We start from the raw sequence: 21,756 nt of genomic DNA, 5'->3' as shown, positions 1-21,756 counted from the left end.
GGGTCCTTATCTAGCTGAGGAAAAGGTAATGATTTTGAGGATACTATCTTAGAAATTTACGTAGGTTTAAAATTTTTAAGTTATATTAGGCATAAAGTTTATATCTTTCCCACCTTAACATAGCTTTTAATGAAAGCTATAATAGTGAAACCCCCAAATGCAGGAGTGCAGATCAAGGACGTCGATGAAAAGAAATTGGATAGTTACGGGAAACTAAGGATAAGAACTATCTATAACGGTATTTGCGGTACTGATAGAGAGATAGTTAATGGCAAGTTAACATTATCAACTCTACCTAAGGGAAAGGATTTCTTAGTGTTAGGTCATGAGGCAATAGGCGTTGTAGAAGAGTCTTATTACGGTTTTTCTCAAGGAGATCTGGTAATGCCAGTTAATAGGAGAGGATGCGGTATTTGTAGAAATTGTTTGGTAGGAAGACCAGACTTTTGCGAAACAGGTGAATTTGGAGAGGCTGGAATACACAAAATGGATGGGTTTATGAGGGAATGGTGGTACGATGATCCTAAGTATTTGGTTAGAATTCCCAAGTCAATAGAAGATATTGGAATTTTAGCTCAACCATTAGCTGACATCGAGAAATCCATTGAGGAAATATTGGAAGTTCAGAAGAGGGTTCCAGTATGGACGTGTGATGATGGGACTTTGAATTGTAGAAAGGTTTTAGTTGTAGGTACAGGGCCAATTGGCATACTATTTACTCTGCTTTTCAGAACTTATGGATTAGAAGTCTGGGTATCAAATAGAAGAGAACCAACTGAAGTTGAGCAAACTGTCATAGAGGAAACCAAGACTAACTTCTATAACTCAGCCAATGGATACGATAAATTGAAAGAATCTGTAGGTAAGTTCGATGTGATTATAGACGCTACTGGGGCCGATGTAAATATATTAAGTAATGTTATTCCATTGTTAGGAAGGAATGGAGTTTTAGGTCTCTTTGGATTCTCAACTTCCGGTTCAGTTCCACTTGACTATAAGACATTACAAGAAATAGTACATGCAAATAAGACGATAATAGGTTTGGTAAACGGTCAGAAGCCCCACTTTCAGCAAGCTGTAGTTCATTTAGCCTCTTGGAAGACTTTGTATCCTAAGACTTCTAAGATGTTAGTCACTAAGACTGTGAGTATAAATGATGAAAAGGAATTACTTAAGGTGCTAAAGGAAAAGGAACGTGGAGAAATTAAGATAAGAATATTATGGGAATAATACAATAAAAGTCTAAGTTTTTTATATCAGAACTTTTGAGTGTAGATAGGTTCCACTTATGGTATATCTAATATGACAGTACTTGAATTAGATTTTGAGGTTTTATGGTGTTTTTGGTTCGATATAAATTCAGTATTTATATTCAAGCAAGATATAACATAAGGGAGAGTTATAGTGAGTATAAATGAAAAATTAGTGAAAATCTTTTATATTGATGGGTTAATAGTTTATACTCGGACTTATATGAGACTTGACATTACATTTTATCTTTTAGTCTCTACCTTGATATCTATTCTTACTATTCTGTACATTTCCTTTACCTTACCTCTAGCATTTACGTATAGGCCTAAGTCATCTCAAGCCAGTATAAAAAGAAGTGAAATTACCGTATTGATTCCCGTTTATAAGGAAGACGTGGATGTGTTTAAAGAAGTTATAGATTCTGTTAAAAAGCAAGATTTGAAATTTATTGTTGTAGGGGATGGCTGTGATGAACCATATAAAAGTATAGTAAGGACGAAGGGAGGTTTGTTCATTAAACTAGATAAGAATATGGGTAAGAGGAGGGCAATAAGAGAAGGATTCAAATACGTTAAAACCCCATATGTTTTACTTTTAGATAGTGATACAATACTTCCAGATGATTCAGTTGATCTCTTATCCTCTAAATTAATAGGGGATATAGTTGCTGTTAGCCCAGAGATTTCGGTATTGCCAGGTAAAAATATAATAGCTTATCATGTCTCCGAGATGATGCAAAGGTTGAGGGAAATAAGTTATAGGGCGTTAGGTAGATTCGGCAGTATAGTATCACTCAACGGCCAATGTATACTAGTAAGAACTGACGTAATAAGGCCGCTGATCGAATCTGAGGAATTTAATAGTGTTAAATTATGGAGGTTCTCCACAATTTTAGGGGATGACAGGCAGATAACCAATTATATCTATTCAAATGGATATAAGGCAACTGTAACTAAGGATGTAGTAGTCAAGACTAAAGCTCCAGATACGATTAGCGGTTTACTAAAGCAAATGGTTAGATGGTATAGATCAAATAATTTCTTCTTGATTAAGGAAATAGGTGATGGTACTATCTTTAAAAAGGGTTTCTTTTACATGTTTACAGTATTATACTGGTACGCATTACCTTTACTTACGTTACTAAGTTATAGCTTATATACTGAAATAATTTTATCACATGTAGCTAAGCATTGGGATTTCATTGTAAGAGCAATAATCACAAACCCTACTAAGTTCATAGAGAATGTAATAGTATACAGAATTGATAATTTATTTGATATAGATCCCACGCCAATTTTCCATAAATTTAGCCATTTTTTTCCGCATCACTTCAATCCAAGTGGGATTATGTTGATTTATGGTAATAAACTGAGTACAGAAATGGTTCTATTTCACTACTTCTATGTTTTTCATACATTTGTGGGTGAAGTGTCAACAATAGTTAGCATTGTAATGATTGTGTCTATCCTGCTATACACAAGAAGAATAAGGGGATTTGCTTTAGGTTTATTGGCATTTCCATTAATGTTCTTCGCTGATATATTTGCTCTCATGACAATATGGAGGCAAAAGAAGTGGTCTGGTCGTAGCTGAGATTTTAACTTGACACTATTTTTATTCTACTGTTCAGATCCTTAGATAAAACACAAACTTTATACTTTTCTAAACATAGTAGAGTCGGAGTGAAAGAAAACATGGCCTATTTATTAAGAGAAGGAACGCAAAGATCTACTGGAAACGAGGTAATACTAAACAACATAACTGTAGCCAAAATATTACTGGAAATGCTAAAGTCAAGCCTAGGTCCTAAGGGTTTAGACAAAATGTTGGTGGAAGGACAAGACGTTACAATAACTAATGACGGTGCAACAATAGTCAAAAACATGGAAGTGCAGCATCCTACTGCAAAATTACTTATTGAAACCGCTAAAACTGTTGATACCGAGGTAGGAGATGGGACAACTTCAGTAGTTGTTCTTGCCGGGTTACTATTAGAAAAAGCTGAGGATTTACTGAATCAGAAGATCCATCCAACTGCCATAATAGAAGGTTATAGGAAGGCTCTAAATTCGTCATTAGACTTGCTAAAAAATATTGCAGATAAGATTAGTCCAGAGGATAGGAAGATAATTCATGATCTAGTATATACTACTCTATCAAGTAAGTTCTTCTCGACGGAACACACTCTAGAGAAGATAATAAATCTAGTTATTGAAGCTTCATTGGCGGTATTGGATAAAAGAGATGGAACCTATGATCTGGATATTAAGAATATAAAGATTGTAAAAGTTAATGGTGGGGAATTTGACGATAGTGAGCTTGTAAATGGAATCGTTGTAGATAAGGAACCAACTAATGAGAATATGCCGAGAAGATTGGAAAACGTTAAGGTAATGTTAGCTGACTTTCCATTAAAACTTGAAAAAACAGAAATTAGTATGAAGCTGGGAATAAGTGACCCCACTCAGATAAAGGGATACTTGGATGAACAAACAGCATATGTTAAGCAAATGGTGGATAAGATAAAGGCTATGGGCGTTAAATTGTTTATTACACAGAAGGACATTGATGAAGTCGCTTCATATTTAATGGGAAAAAGTGGGATAATAGCGTTAAAGAACGTAAAGAGGAGCGACATAGAGTTACTGAGTAGAGCTACTGGTGCGAAAATTGCAAGTAGCATGAAAGACGCTAATGAGAGTGATTTAGGAGAAGCTAAATTAGTGGAGGTTAGAAATTTAGGAAAGAACAAATACCTCTTCATTCAATCTGATAAAGCTAAAGCGGTGACTGTAATCATAAAGGGCTCGAATAACATGGTAACTGATGAAGCAGAAAGGAGTTTAAATGACGCTTTTAACTCCATAAGAAACTTGTTACTAGAACCCTATATTGTGGCTGGCGGCGGTGCTGTAGAGGAGGAGTTGGCTAAGAGGTTAAGGGAGAACGCTAGAAAGGTTCCCGGGAAAGAGCAATTGGCATTTAATGCATTTGCAGATGCTTTGGAGGAGTACGTTTCAATACTATCAGAAACTGCTGGCATGGATCCCATAAGTGCGTTAACCGAAATAAGGCATAAACACGCAAACGGATTAAAGAATGCTGGGATTGACATAGTTAAGGCCAGAATTTACGATAACATGTTCGAGCTTAAAGTAATTGATTCCCTAAAGGTTAAGGAGCAAGTTTTAAAGAGCGCCACGGAAGCTGCTACTGCGATTTTAAAGATCGATGATATGATAGCTGCAGCACCTGCAAAGCAACAACCCCAACCACAACAACCAAATCCATACTTAGGTTAAAAGGTTAAGATATGATTATTTTATTTAGGTTTTCTTTATTACTTTATGGAACTAAAAATCACTGATTTCAAAGTTTTCGTAGCTCAGGCCAATTTCGAATGGGCTTTCGTGAGAATCTACTCCAAGGACTTGTATGGTACTGGTGAGGCTGGTCCAGCACCGGGTTTAAAAGGAATGGAAAGCGAGTTTAGACAATTACTAATTGGCGAAGATGCGTTTAAAATTAATAGGATAGTTGAGAAACTGAGATATGCCGCACTATACTCCGGGACTACTGTGTATCATCTGATCTCAGCCATTAATATAGCATTATACGATATTATTGGAAAATTCCTAAATGTACCAATATACAAATTGTTAGGAGGGGATAAGACGGAAATACCAGTATATGTTGACGCTCATGGAGGGAAAGGATTAGAAGCGATTAACGCTTTACACTTACCAGTTAACTTACCTTGGATAAAGGAAGCTGAAGTGGAGACAAGTAGGTTGCTCACAACCAATAATCCAGTTCATGGTAGGTTGTCAATGGAAAAGTGGAATGAGGACTACTCCCCTGAGGCTTACGCTAAGAGAGCTTTGAAGATGAAGAACGAGGGTTATAAAGCCATGAAATTTGACCTAGACGTTCCTACACCTTATATAGATTTAAGGAGAGTGAGAAATGGGGATTTATCCCTTAAAGACATCGACTACATGGCAGAAATAGTTAAGGCTGTTAGGGAATCCGTTGGCAATGAAGTCGAAATAATGTTCGATTTGCATTGGAGATATAATTTAAACACTGCTATTAGGATTTGTAAGTCATTAGAACCATATAGGCTAAGATGGCTAGAGGATCCAACACCTGCAATAATGGCTGTTCCCAATTACGACGAATTGAAGTTGTTGACATCTCAGTGCTCAGTTCCAATAGAAACTGGTGAGAATCTTTATACAGTATACCAGTTCAAGGACTTACTGAATACTGGAACAAGAGTATGGGCTCCAGATATAGTTAAGGCTGGCGGGATAACTGAGGGAAGAAGAATAGCTGAATTAGCTGCGATGTACGATATAGAATATTCTCCTCATAATATTGCTTCACCAATAGGTACTATGGCTCACGCTCATGTAGGGTCGATTGCAAACACTTTCGGTTTCGTGGAATTTCACGGTCATGATGTGCCTTTCTGGAATGAGATAGTTAAACCTAAGAGAAGGATTATAGGGGATGGTGTAATTAAGCTTACCGAGGATCCAGGATTAGGTGTTGATTTAGATGATGAGGTTATGAGGAAATACTGGCCAGATTATAATTTATAAAATATGTATGAACTTCCTAACTCATAAACCTAGATATAACTTCAAGTTATTTTTTGAAAATGTAATTATAAATTACTGATAAAGTTTTATATAAAGAAAGAATAAAGGGTTTTTTAGTCGTAGAAACCCTTGCTACTTTTAGCTAATTCCTCTATTAAACTATTTGGCCTATACGCCCTATATCCTTTCGAATAGATATCGACTAGATGATTGTAAATGTTCTTTATACCTAGTTCATCAGCCATTTGCATTAAACCCTTGGGGAAATTAAAGCCATAAATCATTACAGTATCAATATCCTTAGCACTTACTATACCATTTTGTATGAGCCGTGCCCCCTCATTTACTGCTAAAGATATTAATCTAGCCGGATCAACCTTACTACTAATTGGTAAATCAACTTTTTTATACTTACCAGCTGCAGGATAATTATAGAATCCTCTTCCAGTCTTAACGCCCAATTCTTTAGCCTCATACTTCCTCTTATACATCTCACACTTAACATCTTCAGCAGTTCCGCTATTTACTATCACATTCCATAAATCAACTGCAACATCCAATCCCACATAATCCGATAGCTCGAAAATGCCCATTGGTAATTTAAGCTTATTCCTAGCAGTACTATCAACTTCCTCAATACTCGCTTCACCACTCTCAACTTCCCTGCAAGCCTCTTGCATTAGCCTCAAAAATATCCTATTGCTAACAAAACCGGGAACTTCAACCTTAAGTCTAACTGGGATTTTGTTCATTTTCTTCACCAAATCTATTGTAACGTTAATGGTCTCATCTGAGGTGTACTTACTAGGAACTACCTCTACGAGCTTCATAATTGGTGGAGGATTAAAGAAGTGCATTCCGATAACTTTCTCCTTCCTCTTAGTGACTTCAGCTATAGTCGATATCGGGATTGATGAAGTATTCGAGGCTAGAAACGCGTGGGAAGGGGTTATATTATCTAAAGTCTCAAACACCTTTCTTTTAAGCTCTATAATCTCTGGCACTGCCTCTATAATGAAATCAGCATCTCGCATTATATCATAAGACGTCGAGAATTCTATTCTTTTCATTACGTCCTCTGGTCTTTCCTTTATTTGCCCCTTTTCATAAAATCTGTTTAATGACTCCATTATCCTCTCCTTTGCCCTATTTAGGAAATCCCACGATATATCCACTACGCTGACCTTGTAGTTGGCAAGTGCAGAAACCTCAGCAATTCCATGACCCATGGTACCCGCTCCAACCACGCCTATCTTTTTTATAGTCATGAGTGATATATAATAATTTTAAGAATTTAAAGTGAAGCTTTATTCCATCATTAATAAATATATACATTTACGATTAGGCGTAAAGCATATATATACTGAACATTGTGTATCATAATATGAGCATTAGAGAGATAGTAAGACTTTTCGGTCCAGCATGGATAGTAATGATGGCGGATGTTGACGCAGCAAGCGTATTAACTGGCGTAGCCAATGGGCAAGAGTACGGATATAGACTGATCTGGCTGTTGCTACTCTTAGCCTTTCCCTTATATGTTATCCAAGAAGCTGCCGGAAGATTAGGTGCAGTAAATAATGGTAAAGGTCTTGGGGAGATTATTAGGGAGAGATACTCAGTTAAAATATCGCTACTAGCCTCTCTTTCTATGTTCATGGTTGACGTGTTCACGTACATAGTTGAATACGTTGGAATAGCAGTCGGGGGATTAGTGCTAGGAGTTCCACCTTATATAACTCTTCCAATTTTCTTTATATTTCATCTAATTATAATATCAACTAAAAAATATGATAAAATAGAGAAATTCCTAATACCGATATCTTTAATTTTGATAGTTGCATTTATGCTTGAAGCTATATTAAGGGGCATCATACCTGGAGAAAACGTATTTTACTTCTCACTTTCCAAATCCTTTACGTTTCTTGTTGCTGCAAATATAGGCGCAGTAGTCATGCCCTTTATGATATTTTACCAAACCTCGGCAACTGCTTATAAATACCAAGATGTAGCTTCGCCAATAGAAACTAAGGTGAAGTGGTCCTCCATAGAGACGTTTATCGGGGCCATAGTATCAGAGCTTATAATGGTGGCTATAGAAATGGCAACTACTGGAATTTCACCATCAGTAGATCCTTTAAATTACAAGGAAATGTCTTATTCACTATCCTTAATTTCAGGTCCAATTTCCCCATATATATTTGGAATTGGCTTAATTAGTGCAGCTTTTCTAGCATTAATAGTGGAGTCTTTAGGAAGTGCGTGGGGAACTTTAGAAGCTTTAGGTAAAAACAGTTTTAGCAACTTTCTACTATTATATATTTCCGAATCGATTCCTTCACTCGCAATTACGCTACTTTTCACCAACAATTACGATAATGTGATAAACTTTGCCCTAACTTTAATGTCAATAGCACCATTTATAGTTATAATCCCCTCGGTATTGATTGGAATTTTAATAAAGGATAAGAACTTAATGATGAACTACAAATATGGAAGAACTAGAATGATCATTTATTGGATTACCGTTATAATTATACTCACTGGGGGAATACTTGCAATAATTTAGGTTCCTTTCCACATTTTTAAGGAGGATATGAAATCTGAAATTGAATATCTACTCTTCCAGCTTAATGGATAACTAAACTTAATATAGCGAGGGGAAGTGTAATCTAGACTTAATAATTCATTATCGTTCAATGTCATCCTTATTTTCCTATCATTAACCTCTATTTCCAATTTTCCAGCTTCCTCTTTACTTTCCAAAAATTCAAAGCCTTTGTCATATCTTAGCATTAAGAACTTTTCTAGATTTTTTACGTTACCATCAACCACAACAGTACCAGAACCTAGTATAATGTGAAATAACCATAATTTTATAACGTTTAAACTTTGATCTATGTCCTTTACGCTATAAGCTTCGTCTCCGAAGTAAGTACAACCTCTCAATGCTATACAGACTTGTTGACCATAGAAGTATACTGTATCGTTTGCCCACTCAGAGTGTTTTTCAATAGATTTATACAGAGGTTCTATGTGAACATAATATTGTGGATCTATCTCAATCATTCTAGAAGGTGGTAAATATTTTATAACTTCTGAAGGTAAATTGAGGAAAGTGATAAAGCTGGGATAGGAGCCATTCCATATGGAGAATGTTCTCTCCGAGATTTTCCTTATTTCGTTAAATGGCTGTGTCTTGTATACTAATCTGTAAAGGTTCTCTGACATCGTATTGGGCAATTTACTTAGTACTAATGCTCTAAATGCGGGAGATATTGCGTTTATATATGGTATGATATCGTTTTCACCCTTAACTCTTTTAACTATGCCATTTTTTATAATGTAAACTTCATCATCATCGCTAATTTGAACCTCTATCTCACACTGTGTATTCACTAGCCCTTTTTTCCATCTTATACACTGTCTATATACCACATTTAAAGTAAGGTATAACCAAATATTAAAATACTAATTATCAACGATGCAATGTGTATTTAGAGTAAAAGGACTTCAACTCGTTAGCGTATTTTACACAATTTAAACTAGATGTAATTGCTATGACTAAGATCCCAAAGGCTAAACCAGAAAATATGAAGGCAATACTCACAAGATTTAACAATAAGAATAACGACGAGAAAATAAGGAGAACTAGTGAAATTTTGTTCTCATTAACTATGTGAGACACTGCTACACTTACTTCCTCGGATAAGAAAATTATTCTATCTACATTCTTAATCTTCTCGTTCAGTATATTTATAGAACCCTTAAGGCTATCCCAGTTGGCTGAGACATATTTTTTCAATTCTTCAATTTTGACGTTAAGTGGACTAGCAATTATCGTACCTTCGAGCATATCTGAAACCTTATCCGATGATAGAAGCTGAACAAGGGATAGTAATGCTTCCAGTTTAGCTAAAAATGTTATTTTATCCAAGTCTTTAGATAAACTCGGTAATCTAGATTCGAGGTAAAACTGCAATCCAGTCGAAATAATCAATAAGAATGCTGAAGTTAATATAATCTCTAAAAACAATATGTTAAGAATCATAAATTTTCACCTATTCTTTCATTATTCTTGTACTATAATATGCTATAGAGTAAATAAATATTATGTTCTAGGTAATTATATATATATTAAGTGGCCTGGACGATTCAGATTTCCTTTGCGAATTCACTTTATTTCGCTCAATAAGAATAATTCTATGAAGAAATAATTGATTATATATTATGTTATTGAGAGTAATGAGGGTTAGTGTAATATTATTACTAAGATGAGAAAACAAGTTAATGAATTGTACTCTAAGGCAATCGCCTTGGCTATCTGTAGAATGCGCCAAGGCGAGTGGAACTTACCAAAACGCCTACGCTCAAGTAAGGAATTAAAAGACTCAACCAAGTTGTTCGACCTTTAACCAACACCAAACTTCCTTAGGAGCAAGAAGATAATTAAGAACACCCAGATTATCAAAAAGTTTAACAGCCAAGAAAAGAATCTCGTTCAACTCCTCCCTTTCACTCCTCTTCATGGAACGCTTCAAATAAACAACACAATACTAACCTCCTAACATTAATACAGAAAGATATAGCCCTATCGAGAGCCTTAACACCATCAGCAACGACAAGAACCGGGTTAAACTTCCCCCACAAATCCACAAGAAGTCTCCTATAATCCTCCTCTTCAGCAAGCACTGCCCGTTTACCTTCCTCAGTAACGCTCAAGGCCACAAGCAAAACACCCCTTTCACCGTCAACGAGTTTAACGTACTTACCATCAACTATAACGTACTTGAAATTTCCTTGAACCCCAAGTTTAGGCAATAATAACTTAACGTTAAGTTTCCCTCCGAGCACAGAGTAGAAGGATAATATTCTTTTAGGATTAGTTTGCTTTCTCTTTGGAGTTCTTCTTCAGTTCTCGTTTTTACTCTCTTCACGTCCTTATAAAGGATTGGGAGGTTATAGTTATCCAGTGTAATTTGTAAGTTATTCTTCTTCCTGTCTTTGTGATGTTGAATCCTTTGATGAACTTGTAGTGTGAGTAGCCTCTTCTTTGTATTTTCTTTCCTCTTGCGTATTTTGGGCTTATTTTTCTGCTTCTTCAAGGGCTATCTTCTCGATCTCGTCAACCGTTTTGTTTAATAATGCGTTTTGTTGAAGTATATTTGGGGCGAGGAGGACCGTGGAGTGGAGGACTCCACGATCGTTCATGAATTGTGCTTCTTGCATAGTATAATATCCTTCTCGTCCCCTATTAGTATTACTTCCTCTTAGTGTACAATCAATTATTCTAATCTCATTTTATAGAAATAAAGTGAATTCGCAATGGAAACCTGAATGGCCCAGTGGCCTTATAATAATATATATTAATATCGTCTAAGAACAATTGTGAATAAGGTTATCGTTAACAAATACGTCATTCGTACTGATTGTAATGATGATAATATCCTAAATGATCTAGTACAGACACTAAGAAAATACAACGTAAAAGCGTATAATTACAAGGTTGAATTTCTACGTGACAAGGTTAGTGTTAGAGTAATAAGAGGAAATGCTGTTTTAAACTTATCAAATCTATATATAAAGGAATTGGAAGATATTCTAAAAGAATCAAAGGAATTATACACTACCAGATTTGGCATAGAATTTCACAATATACCCTCTAAGAGAGAGATTCTAGATAGGCTAGAATCCACTGAGCTTCCTTACTCTAAGGTTGACGTATTTAAGGATAAGGTTAAGATAAGGACAGTAAATGGGTTCACGTTCATTGATGAAACGAATTTAGAGGCAACATATTATTTAAGCCTAATTTTCGATAAGGTTAATTTAAAACCCTTCAATGTGGGTAGAATTAAAAAGGTTAAGGATATGAGAGCCTTGCTTCTCCTTAAATACTATGGAGTAAGGGATTTAGAATTGATTGAGAAATTAATTGATTTAGATTTAAGAATTGAGGATAATGAGATTATAATCGGGGATATTACAATTGGAGAGAAGGGGATATTAAAAAAGGAGGAGGAAGTATCTAAAAAGGAATTATATGAGTTAGTTAAAGTTAATAAGTAATAACGTATTCTTAGAATCGTGCTAAAGTCTGTAACAGTTTCAGCACCTTCAAATATAGCCGTAGTGAAGTATTGGGGAAAAAGAGGAGATGAAAGGTTAAATTTACCACTTAATAACTCATTGTCGATTACATTAGATGACCAGTTATCAGTAATTACCAAAGTTACCTTGAGCGATAAGAACATTGTAATAGTTAATGAAAGGATCTTACCAGAGGATGAAATGAAAGAATATGCTGGAAGAGTCTTGGAAGCCTTTAAGAAAATCGTTGGCAAGGAGTTTCACGTTAAGGTCGAGTCAAAGGCAAAATTCCCCGTTAACGCTGGATTAGCGTCATCTGCGGCAGGAATTGCCGCATTAACCTTTGGCCTGAATGAACTATTGGAATTGGAACTTAAACCTGAAGAACTTTCCAAAATAGCCAGACTAGGATCTGGGAGTGCTTGTAGGAGTATGTTTGGAGGATTTGTTGTATGGAATAAGGGTCTAAGAGAAGATGGTGAGGATTCCTATTGCTATCAAATCTTCCAACATGGACATTGGAGTGAACTAGTCGATATAATTCCGATATTAAGCGAGAAAGAAAAGAAGATATCTTCTAGAAAGGGTATGATAAGATCAGCTGAGACTTCAGAATTAATGGAGTGTAGGCTAAAATTCGTTGAGAAGACCTTTAATGAAGTCATCGAGGCTATAAGGAATAGGGATGAGAGGAAATTCTACTATCTCGTCATGAGACATAGCAACAGTATGCATGCAATAATATTAGATAGTTGGCCGTCATTCTTCTACTTAAACGATACTTCAATAAGGATAATGGAATGGATACAAGAGTACGGTAAGGCTGGTTACACATTCGATGCTGGACCAAATCCCCACATTTTCACTACAGAAAGATATGTACAAGACATCTTAGAATTCTTAAAATCTCTAGAAATAAAGAGAATTATAGTATCTAAAGTTGGAGATGGACCTAAGATATTGAATAGAGAATGACAAAATTTTTTAATTAGAATCTAGCTTTAAGCCCTCATTCTCCTTCACGTCAATAGTTATAATACCTCTTCTTTTCCATGCCTCCCTTACCTTACTCAAATCATTACCCAAAGCGAAAATTGAATCCCCACCACCAGCTCCAGGGGACAAGGCTATTAATGCGCCTTCGTCCTCAGCTATCTTTATCAACTCCTCCTCTTCTTTACTTACTAGTTTAACACCGACTATACGTTCAGCTATATAGTTTAGATACTTCCTCCCTAACCTTACATGCTCTACAGCTTCGTCGATTTTATTTAATTTTACGAGTCTAATTGCCATATTATTCTCCTCATCTATAAGCCTCATAATTTCCCGAAAATCCTCTAAATTACTCTTCTCTACAAATTTCTTGACTAAACCCACAGTTTCAGAACTCTTTCCCGTAAAGCCAAGTACCATATCATAATTACCCAGCTTTAACTTCTCGTAATAGAAGTCCATTTTCTCCAAATCAGTAAATCTCTTGTAAACTATACTTCCAAAAACAGCTGAAGCTATATCAAACCCACTTCCAATTCCCTTTTGTCTCTTGAAATTGGCAATTTGCGCCAATTTATGTATTTCAAATAAATCCAGTTTACCATTGATAGCGTAATATAGGCAGGCGGTAAGGGAAACTGTAGCAGCTGAAGAACTGCCTAATCCCGTTTTTTTACCATCTAATATGAATTCCTTATCGTTATAAAGTTCAATTTCATAGCCTTGAGGAAGTTGGGTAAATCTTTCTCTAAAAGTATCTAGGACTGAATTAATTAACTCATTACCTGAATTTTTAAAATCGCCATAACTAGTGTGGAAAATCAAACTCCTCTCTTGAATTTCTCTTAACCTGCAACTCACTCTCTTATTAACTGCAATTACGTGTGATATACCTCCAAATACTACGCTATAACTTCCTATCCAAAGTATTTTTCCAGGAGCGCTAATCCTTATCACATTCCATATTCCTTATTAGCTTTTTAATCTTTAACTACAATTCTTTGGCAAATGGAATTCCTAAGTAAAAGGGAAAGGCTAGTATTAGTTGCTATAGCCCAATCGGGACCTAGTGGGACCACTTATTCGCAACTTTCAGCATTAGGTTACATCTTGTCCAAAAATACGATACAAGAAACCATTGAGAATCTTTACTTGCAAGGTTATATTAACGTTCTGAAAGATGGAGACGAGATAAGATACATTGCGTCAAAAAATGTGAGAAATGCTATTATTAATTTGGAATTTCATAAGTATAGACTAGCTAAAAATCTAACCGAATTGAAGAAAAAAGTAGAGGATATTAGCAAAATGGAGAAACAACAACAAGCTATAGCTTTCAAGGGTATACTAAAAGATCTGCTTTCCTCCATTTCATCTTCAATAGTATCATTGCTAGATGAGTTACCAGCTCTAACATTGCCAGAATACATGGAGGTTCTGGAAAATCTATACAAGGAGTTTTTGTCAAAACTATCTCCGCTGATACAAGAATCCATGACTGAGGATGAAATAAATACGTTCATCTCTTTGGTAGGTAAATATAGGGGAGAAAAAGACGCTGAGGAAATTAAAAATACATTACAGAAGATAAAGGGAGGAACTGAGAATCAACGTTAGAGTTTTTCCATCTTGAAGGTTTCTCATAAACTTAGAACTACATCTGATGTTCGAGAAGATGTAAGAAAATAATTTTAACTTGTGTTTAGTTTGAAATTTGTCGTTCTCACTTTTAGGCTTTTCGTCCCATTCGCTACTGAGGAACTCCATGATAAAAAATATAAATGATTAAAGAGTAGTAGTAAATGTATGAGAAGGACTAGAGATGATATAATAGGTGATATCTTAGAGGCGATTGATAGTAACATTAATAGGATATCTAGTATTATGAAAAATGTTAATCTTAGCGCATCACTAGCAAAAAAGTATCTGTCAATGCTAACTGATGACGGGCTTATTCAAGAGGTTGATGGTGAATACAAATTAACTGAAAAAGGGAGAAAAGTTCTAGAACATTTTAGAAATATGAGAAAGATTGAGTTAGAATTAGCTACTATAATATATGAGGTAAGAAAAGAACTATCAGCTAACAAGAAGGAAGATCAAGTAAGCCATAGTTAGAAGACCTATTCCTATATCTACTATTTTATATATCCTCTTAGGTATAAGATTGAACAACGAAAGGGATATTATTGAAGCTGCAGAGGCTATTATAAACGACGAAACTATCTCTATGGAATAGAGAAGAGTATAACCAGTTGAAGCAATAACTATAACTAATACTTTAGTTGGAGTTATAACGAAAGCTCCTTGTAGTAATCCTGCCTTATTTGCCCCTATATCTATTTCCTTATTGAATATTGCTTGGACCAACAGTAGAATTGAAAATATAATACCTACTATATCTGAGATCATTTCCAGAAATTTATTATCACCTATAAGAATTACAAGTGGTATTGCTATTATAATGAATCCTGCTGAATGAGCTAAAGCGAATTGGATAATTTTCCATCTACTCCTTAAGAGTCTGGCGGTAGCTACGTGATCGGGCTCAATTCCGTGGGAAAGACCTAGTAATAATGATAGGATTATAGGATCCACGTTTACATCTTAAATAACTACAGTAATATAACTTATTGCTACTCGCGACAAAAAATAGTGGTAATTCCTTGCAAGATAATTAATGAAGAGGATTATAAATTACTAACATATTCAAGACTATATCGAGAATTTTTAAGGTAAGACTAAAAGCAGAAAGCTGTTAAGGTAGAGATTATATCACCTTTCATAACTTCCAGATGGGAAAAACCATTAATTTCTTTCTTCAAACTATCATACTCATAGTGTTAAACTAAAGTGAGAGAAATGAGAGTGCTAGCAATTGGTAACGTGTTTAACCCTTCTGGAGTATCAGTTCACATAAAAAACGTGTTAAAAGAACTAGTAAAGATGGGAGACGAAGTAACGTTATACGTTCCATCATTTCTAGTTAGAAGAAACTATGAGGTGCTAAAGGATTTAGAGAACGCGCATGTTAACGTTCATCATTCCGTGTATGAAGTTAAAGAAGCTGAAGAAGTTGGTACATTACCCTATTTCATAAAATCTCATACCGTCTATTTGAGATGGAATGATTTGGGACAGGATAGAAAATACATTGATGAACTAAAGGAAATTAAACCTGACGTGATATACGATATGCACGAGGACTCAATAACGTTGCGATTATCTTATCATATTTCAAAAAAATTGGATAAGCCATTAGTTAAACTTCTACATGATGAACCATTCAGGAATTCCTTCGGAAGGGGATACAAGAGATTTCTAGGAATCAAGGGTTTAGCCTATGATATCTTAATGTGGATGTTCTACAAATTTGATAAGAGGGCGTTTTTGCGTTCAATAAATGATGGAGTACTAAGGGGAATAGCTGGTGTATCTAAGGCATCGTTTTATTTATCTGGGATTGAAGAGATTGCACGTGACGTGAGATTAAAGGTTTACGAGGTCGGCAACGCTTTCAATAGGGATATTATTTATAAGTATAGGAAGACTAAGGGTAAAGAAGACTATGCAGTGTTCTTTGCTAGATTAGTACCACAGAAAGGCATTAGGGAATTGCCTAGAATTGCTGATTTACTAAATAGTAAAATAGTTGTATTTGGAAAAATTTTCAACGAGAGGGATAGGGCGATTCTAATGTCGCATCCTAAAATTGAATATATGGGTTATAGGCCAATAGAGGAGGTGTATAGTACAGTAGCTAAGGCCAAAGTTTTAATATATCCTTCCCATCAAGATGGTTTTTCCCTAGTTGTTTTAGATACCTTAGCTTTAGGTACTTCGGTCGTAGCATATGACATACCAGCAATTAGGTTCGTTTTTTCCAATTTAAAACCAGTTAGAGCAGTGAGAGAGTATGATGTGAAGGAAATGGCGAAGATTGCAAACAATATATTGAGTATGAAAGATGAGGAATATGAGAGCGAGCATGAAGATGAGAACGTGAAGAAGTTTTTAGAATTACACTCGTCATGGGCAAACGTAGCTAAGGAGACTCATGACTTTCTTTCTGCATTCTTATAAACCTCATTGATAGTCCTAATTTTATGGAAGTTAAATAGAAATTATCTCTAATTAAATAGAGGAAATAGAGCACTGCAATGACCCAGAAAATTCCAGAGATTTTAAAGTAAAAGAATCGCAATATATAAGCCAAATCTGAGAGAATTATTGAAATTACTATCTTATCATAATTATATCTACTAGTTGAGTACGTAATGCAGGAGAAGAATAAGGTCGACATAATACCTAAGGTGAATGCGTGGACGAAATCTCCAAAATAGAGTGATAAAAGGGGGATCACTATGAGAGATAGTAAAGATGAGATTGCACTAGTGTTCTTAAACGTAAATGTTTTTCTGTATATTGTTAGAAAATACACCACTCCGATAAATGGAAATAGAATGGGGAAGAAGTATGACGATATTATAATTAGAAATATTGGTAACTGATATAATCCGAATACTGGCCTCGTTCTTAAATTAACGGAGAACACTCCCACGTTAACTCCTAATATATATAAGAGTAAAGGAGTTATGAGAAGCCAGTAATTTGGATAGAGTAGCCATGTAATTATAGATGCAAATGGCGATGAAAGCACCAAAGCGTTAATTGGCAATTTTTTAGCATTATAACCATAATTTCTCAGATCCAGTAAAGCTTTGACTTCAGTAATTGCTAGTGCAACTGATGCAATAATTTGAAAATAATATATCGGAATTGCTAAAAAGATTAGAGAGGCTATATGTAATGCTAGGTAATTTTTGGCAGGAAAGAATAGTCTCTGTATCATACCAAAGTACAACGCGTAAGCTCCCAACATCATGAAATAGGGATGATATGACCAATTGAGGGGAAGTGATAACGAACCCAAAGCCCAATATGCTATTGCCAAGAATATAAAAGGAATGTTAACGCCCCATGGTTCAATCTCCTTAATTTCACTCTTCTTCATATAGCTAAAATCGAGAACTGAATTAAAAAACCTAAAGCTTATAGATTAGGTTTCAACGAGACTCTTATAACTATTAAGCAAATACCTAGCCAAGTATAGGGCGTCAGTATCTAAATAACCAGCTAGTCTGACCAAGGTTATGTCTGGATTTTGTCTGATTATTTCAATTATTTTTCTTAACTTATAAGGTAAGATATCTTCATCATTTGTTGTTAAAGCCCATTCCTTAAACCTTGTCCAAAATTTTGAATAGTTCACAACATGTTAGTTTATTAGGATACTTTTTAAGCAAAAGTGCCTAATGACATCTTTTTATGCTTTTTTGCAAAAATGTTAATATGAAAATCTTAACATTTGGCGGTACTGGATTCGTAGGTAGCAATTTCGTAAGATACGCATTGAGTAAGGGGCATGATGTACTAGTTTACGCTAGGAATATGAACGATTACGCAAAAGCCTTACAAAACGCTGGTGCAAATATAATTTTCTCTTATGACGATCATTCGAAAGACGTTGATTGTTTAGTCTATTTTATAGGCGCGATGTGGACTAAAGATCCTAAAGAATTTCAATACTTACAAGTAAAATTTCCTACTGAAATAGGAAGGAAGTTCTTTCAAGTTAATTCAGGTAAGTTCGTATATATAAGCAGTATAGGAGTGTCTGAAAATATCGACAGTAAAGAAAGACCTATCCTTGAGGAGAGTCCCCATGGAGAAGGTTTAAAGCCAAATACACTTCATGGAATTACGAAGCTTGAAGGGGAAAAGAGTATATCGAAATTCCCCAATTATGTAATACTTCGGTTTCCAATAATCTACGGTCCATATAGTAGAATCCTTATGTGGAGGATTTTCATGTGGTTGACTTCTCATGGTATTGGCATAAAAAATGATAATATGTTTAGCGTAGTCTCAACTAGAAATGCGTCTAAGGCAATAGAATTAGCTTGTAAATATAAGAGTAACGATTATTTTTACATAACCGATAAGGAACCCGTTAACTTAACAAGTCTTTTCTCCGATGCAGCAAAAGCCATAAATAGAGAAATAAAGTCTTGGTTCCCATTTAGCGTAAAACTCATAGAGCCTTTCAAGTCTTCACATGAGATGTTAAAAATGGCCTATGACGTTCTTTCTAGGGAGTTAGTGTATTCCTATAAGAAGGCCGAAAGGGAATTGGGTTACATTCCAGAGGACGTAAGGGTTGAGACGTTTAAGGAAATGGCAAGATACTATAAGATTATATGAACGTTTAGGATTAACCTTTTTACTATGCAAGTTATTAAAATTCTTATGATAATGTGCACTGTTGTAGATGATTCAAATAGATTGGACTTATTCTCCAGAGGGAAATTCGTAGTATTATTTGACAGTAAAAATAGGGAGATTCTATTTAAAGAGGAGAATCCAGCCCTAAACTCCTCAACGAAAAGGCCATTAGTTGCTAAGGAGTGTGTAAGGTTAAGAGCCGAAATGGTAATTGCTGCGCATGGTTCTCTTTGCTATCCATCCTATTCAATTTTAAGGAAAGCTAATATCAAAATGTTGGTAGGAAATATTGGAGATAGCATATACACAGAAAACCTTCGCGCAGTAAGTAAGTGGGAAGTTACCTACTCTAGCTTCCTAGCAATTAAGGAAAGATTATTCGGACATTAGTGCCTTTTCAAGAAGGCTTAGGGATATATCATATCTATAGGTTGTGTGAAGATGGCCATCATTAAACTCCTCGTAATAGTGATTTATTCCATATTTTTGCAACTTCTTGTGTAAAGTCCTACTCCCATACTGTATGTTGAACTCATCCTTTTTGCCCACATCTATAAATATAAACTTAAGCATTTTCAAATTATCAGCATATTTATCAACCATCCTGACCGGGTCTTTGTCTAGCCATTTTCTCCAAACCTCCTCCAGTATTTCACCAGTCTCCAAATCGAATGGTAACTCGATTTTTTCGTCCTTAGGAGAATAAAATGCTGCCATACCAATTACGTTCAATGTATTCAAATCTTCCCTATGTTGTTTATTCTCCTTCTTCCAATAATTTTCTAACCATTCCTCGGGAGTCTTAAATCTCCTTAACTGCTCAATCGCTTTGGGAAATGTAGGTAAGTAGACGTATTCGAAATAGGAATCGCCCGCGTGGTCAGCTATGGCTTTGATGACATTAGAATATTTCATTCCCAATGCCAGTGCACCGTATCCTCCAGACGAGTGCCCAAATATTCCTATCTTATCGCTCTTGAACTTGTCCTTTAAGAAAGGTATTAATTCCTTTATGAGAAAGTCCTCATACATTCCCACCGCTGAAGAATTTATATACTGATTTCCACCAACCTTAGTGAACATATCTGGAAGGACTATTACTGAACCTTTCATTTTCCCCTCATTAATCAATCTCTCAACCTTTCTCTTCATATCCTCTCCCAATGGATTGTAATTGATTTGGGTTAGAGAAGAAGAGAGGTAGCCACTAAGGTAGATCAATATTGGTCTTCCCTCATATTCTTCAGGGTAAATTATTCCCACTCTTCTCCTATTTGGGTCTTTCAAGGGATTATCTCTCAAGACATTACTTTCAAATTCAATAATAGTTAAGTTCACGTATTCCTTTTCCTTCCCTAAGCTTTAAATCTTCCTTTACCCATTATATCATATGAAGCTTACAGTAAAGGAAGTTAAGGAGCTTTTTAAGCCAAAATTATTACCAATAATTTGGAAAGATGAAAGTAATACCCTGACAATCCTGGATCAATCCTTATTGCCTTTTCAAAAGGTTTACGTGGATTTAAAGGATGTTGAAAACACAGCGTTAGCCATAAAGAATATGCAAGTTAGAGGTGCTCCAGCCATAGGAATCACTGCCGGATACGGAATGGTACTAGCGTTGATCAACAACAAGAATGTAAAGACATTAGATGACGCTATTAGGGAATTAACTAGGGCTAAGACCATATTAGATTCAGCTAGACCTACAGCTGTTAATTTAGTTTGGGCGACCTCAAGAATGTTAACTTTAGCTAAAAATACAGTGGAAAGTGGTAACGCCAAGGCTGTAAATGAACTAATAGAACTAATGAAAGTTGAGGCTAAGAAGATTTTCGATGAGGAGTATGATGCTGAAATACAAATGGGGCTTTACGGTTTAGAGAAATTAAACGATGGTGACACAGTACTAACGCAGTGCAATGCAGGTGGTTTGGCTACTGGTACTGGGTTAGGAACTGCATTGGCTTCAGTGAAATTAGCTAAGGCCTTAGGGATGAGCGTTTCAGTAATTGCTCCAGAGACAAGGCCTTGGTTGCAAGGAAGTAGGTTAACCGTTTACGAATTAATGGAGGAAGGAATAAAGGTCACGTTAATAACAGATACTGCAGTTGGTTTAGTAATGTATCGAGATATGGTGAATAACGTAATGGTTGGTGCTGACAGGATATTGAGAGATGGGCACGTCTTCAATAAAATAGGGACATTTAAGGAAGCGGTTATAGCCCATGAATTGGGTATACCATTTTACGCACTAGCACCAACTTCCAGTTTCGACTTAAAGAGTGACGTTAACGACATTAAGATTGAGGAGAGGGATCCCAATGAAGTAAGGACAATTAGAGGGATACCAATAGCTCCAGAGGACGTAAATGTATATAATCCAGTATTTGATGTTACTCCGCCTAAATATATTACTGGTATTATAACTGAAAAGGGAATAATATATCCTCCATTCCATGAGAATATTAGAAAAATCGTTGAAAGGTAACTTAGGAAAAGTAATTTAAATATCAAGTCAGAATTA

At 35.5% G+C, this 21,756-nt stretch carries 21 protein-coding genes and 1 pseudogene; 13 read left to right on the top strand and 9 right to left on the bottom strand.

All coding sequences use genetic code 11. The features are described from left to right. Nucleotides 1-129 precede the first annotated feature (129 nt). From YN1551_RS01970 to YN1551_RS01955, 4 genes are all read left to right on the top strand, one after another. Nucleotides 130-1,230, top strand: a complete 1,101-nt coding sequence (locus YN1551_RS01970) for a glucose 1-dehydrogenase (protein WP_012714376.1) — start codon at nt 130-132, stop codon at nt 1,228-1,230. A 174-nt stretch (nt 1,231-1,404) separates the two neighbouring features. Continuing rightward, nucleotides 1,405-2,844, top strand: a complete 1,440-nt coding sequence (locus tag YN1551_RS01965) for a glycosyltransferase (RefSeq protein WP_012717095.1) — start codon at nt 1,405-1,407, stop codon at nt 2,842-2,844. Between the two features lie 101 nt (nt 2,845-2,945). Beyond that, entirely contained in the window at nt 2,946-4,553 is a 1,608-nt protein-coding gene (gene thsA / locus YN1551_RS01960; RefSeq protein ID WP_012714378.1) for a thermosome subunit alpha, read from the top strand. A gap of 45 nt (nt 4,554-4,598) precedes the next feature. After that, nucleotides 4,599-5,858: a mandelate racemase/muconate lactonizing enzyme family protein gene (locus YN1551_RS01955; RefSeq protein ID WP_012712299.1), complete on the top strand. Its 1,260-nt coding sequence runs from the start codon at nt 4,599-4,601 to the stop codon at nt 5,856-5,858. A 113-nt stretch (nt 5,859-5,971) separates the two neighbouring features. Here the strand turns inward: YN1551_RS01955 and YN1551_RS01950 are convergent, their stop codons facing one another. Further along, nucleotides 5,972-7,126 carry a 3-hydroxyacyl-CoA dehydrogenase gene (locus tag YN1551_RS01950; protein WP_012714380.1) on the bottom strand — a complete coding sequence of 385 codons (1,155 nt, stop codon included), beginning with the start codon at nt 7,124-7,126 and terminating at the stop codon, nt 5,972-5,974. Between the two features lie 116 nt (nt 7,127-7,242). Here YN1551_RS01950 and YN1551_RS01945 point away from each other — a divergent pair, with 116 nt between their 5' ends. Continuing rightward, nucleotides 7,243-8,427 carry an NRAMP family divalent metal transporter gene (locus tag YN1551_RS01945; protein ID WP_012717094.1) on the top strand — a complete coding sequence of 395 codons (1,185 nt, stop codon included), beginning with the start codon at nt 7,243-7,245 and terminating at the stop codon, nt 8,425-8,427. Here the strand turns inward: YN1551_RS01945 and YN1551_RS01940 are convergent. The 3 genes and pseudogenes from YN1551_RS01940 to YN1551_RS17315 all read right to left on the bottom strand — a co-directional run bounded on the left by YN1551_RS01940 (nt 8,424) and on the right by YN1551_RS17315 (nt 11,069). Then, nucleotides 8,424-9,296 carry a hypothetical protein gene (locus tag YN1551_RS01940; RefSeq protein WP_012714382.1) on the bottom strand — a complete coding sequence of 291 codons (873 nt, stop codon included), beginning with the start codon at nt 9,294-9,296 and terminating at the stop codon, nt 8,424-8,426. The two genes, YN1551_RS01945 and YN1551_RS01940, sit on opposite strands and share 4 nt — an antisense overlap. Nucleotides 9,297-9,336: 40 nt before the next feature. After that, the gene (locus tag YN1551_RS01935) at nt 9,337-9,909 is read right to left on the bottom strand and encodes a hypothetical protein (RefSeq protein ID WP_012714383.1); all 573 of its coding nucleotides are present in this window, start codon (nt 9,907-9,909) and stop codon (nt 9,337-9,339) included. Between the two features lie 201 nt (nt 9,910-10,110). Next, a pseudogene (locus YN1551_RS17315) lies at nt 10,111-11,069 on the bottom strand (IS256 family transposase). 177 nt (nt 11,070-11,246) lie between these two features. On the opposite strand from YN1551_RS17315, the gene YN1551_RS01925 reads away from it, so the two are divergent. Continuing rightward, nucleotides 11,247-11,927, top strand: a complete 681-nt coding sequence (locus YN1551_RS01925) for a hypothetical protein (protein WP_012714384.1) — start codon at nt 11,247-11,249, stop codon at nt 11,925-11,927. A gap of 18 nt (nt 11,928-11,945) precedes the next feature. Beyond that, complete coding sequence (mvaD, locus tag YN1551_RS01920; protein ID WP_012714385.1) at nt 11,946-12,923, top strand: diphosphomevalonate decarboxylase; 978 nt, start codon at nt 11,946-11,948, stop codon at nt 12,921-12,923. Between the two features lie 9 nt (nt 12,924-12,932). Here the strand turns inward: mvaD and YN1551_RS01915 are convergent, their stop codons facing one another. Beyond that, the gene (locus YN1551_RS01915; RefSeq protein ID WP_012714386.1) at nt 12,933-13,901 is read right to left on the bottom strand and encodes a phosphomevalonate kinase; all 969 of its coding nucleotides are present in this window, start codon (nt 13,899-13,901) and stop codon (nt 12,933-12,935) included. Nucleotides 13,902-13,952: 51 nt separating this feature from the next. On the opposite strand from YN1551_RS01915, the gene YN1551_RS01910 reads away from it, so the two are divergent. Both YN1551_RS01910 and YN1551_RS01905 read left to right on the top strand, forming a co-directional pair. After that, entirely contained in the window at nt 13,953-14,561 is a 609-nt protein-coding gene (locus YN1551_RS01910) for a hypothetical protein (RefSeq protein ID WP_012716650.1), read from the top strand. A gap of 189 nt (nt 14,562-14,750) precedes the next feature. Continuing rightward, a complete protein-coding gene (locus YN1551_RS01905; RefSeq protein WP_012712308.1) occupies nt 14,751-15,062 on the top strand; it encodes a winged helix-turn-helix domain-containing protein in 312 nt (103 codons plus the stop codon). Here the strand turns inward: YN1551_RS01905 and YN1551_RS01900 are convergent. Continuing rightward, a complete protein-coding gene (locus YN1551_RS01900; RefSeq protein WP_012712309.1) occupies nt 15,024-15,542 on the bottom strand; it encodes a hypothetical protein in 519 nt (172 codons plus the stop codon). The two genes, YN1551_RS01905 and YN1551_RS01900, sit on opposite strands and share 39 nt — an antisense overlap. A gap of 264 nt (nt 15,543-15,806) precedes the next feature. Here YN1551_RS01900 and YN1551_RS01895 point away from each other — a divergent pair, with 264 nt between their 5' ends. After that, complete coding sequence (locus tag YN1551_RS01895; RefSeq protein ID WP_012716651.1) at nt 15,807-17,027, top strand: glycosyltransferase family 4 protein; 1,221 nt, start codon at nt 15,807-15,809, stop codon at nt 17,025-17,027. Here the strand turns inward: YN1551_RS01895 and YN1551_RS01890 are convergent. After that, nucleotides 16,990-17,958, bottom strand: a complete 969-nt coding sequence (locus YN1551_RS01890; protein WP_012716652.1) for a hypothetical protein — start codon at nt 17,956-17,958, stop codon at nt 16,990-16,992. The two genes, YN1551_RS01895 and YN1551_RS01890, sit on opposite strands and share 38 nt — an antisense overlap. Before the next feature lie 45 nt (nt 17,959-18,003). Next, the gene (locus YN1551_RS01885; protein WP_012712312.1) at nt 18,004-18,216 is read right to left on the bottom strand and encodes a hypothetical protein; all 213 of its coding nucleotides are present in this window, start codon (nt 18,214-18,216) and stop codon (nt 18,004-18,006) included. A 56-nt stretch (nt 18,217-18,272) separates the two neighbouring features. Here YN1551_RS01885 and YN1551_RS01880 point away from each other — a divergent pair, with 56 nt between their 5' ends. Both YN1551_RS01880 and YN1551_RS01875 read left to right on the top strand, forming a co-directional pair. Next, nucleotides 18,273-19,208 carry an NAD-dependent epimerase/dehydratase family protein gene (locus tag YN1551_RS01880; RefSeq protein WP_012717093.1) on the top strand — a complete coding sequence of 312 codons (936 nt, stop codon included), beginning with the start codon at nt 18,273-18,275 and terminating at the stop codon, nt 19,206-19,208. Nucleotides 19,209-19,232: 24 nt separating this feature from the next. After that, the gene (locus tag YN1551_RS01875) at nt 19,233-19,619 is read left to right on the top strand and encodes a NifB/NifX family molybdenum-iron cluster-binding protein (protein WP_012716654.1); all 387 of its coding nucleotides are present in this window, start codon (nt 19,233-19,235) and stop codon (nt 19,617-19,619) included. On the opposite strand, the gene YN1551_RS01870 is transcribed toward YN1551_RS01875, so the two are convergent. After that, nucleotides 19,605-20,567 (bottom strand): alpha/beta hydrolase, encoded by a 963-nt coding sequence (locus tag YN1551_RS01870; RefSeq protein WP_012717092.1) that lies wholly within the window; start codon nt 20,565-20,567, stop codon nt 19,605-19,607. The two genes, YN1551_RS01875 and YN1551_RS01870, sit on opposite strands and share 15 nt — an antisense overlap. A 52-nt stretch (nt 20,568-20,619) precedes the next feature. Here YN1551_RS01870 and YN1551_RS01865 point away from each other — a divergent pair, with 52 nt between their 5' ends. Further along, complete coding sequence (locus YN1551_RS01865) at nt 20,620-21,720, top strand: S-methyl-5-thioribose-1-phosphate isomerase (protein ID WP_012716656.1); 1,101 nt, start codon at nt 20,620-20,622, stop codon at nt 21,718-21,720. Nucleotides 21,721-21,756: the final 36 nt, after the last annotated feature.

It is taken from the genome of Sulfolobus islandicus Y.N.15.51, from assembly GCF_000022485.1.
GTDB classification, from domain to species: Archaea; Thermoproteota; Thermoprotei_A; order Sulfolobales; family Sulfolobaceae; genus Saccharolobus; species Saccharolobus islandicus.
Note: the sequence above shows the minus strand (reverse complement) of the source record. Positions and strands in the feature narration are given on the sequence as shown.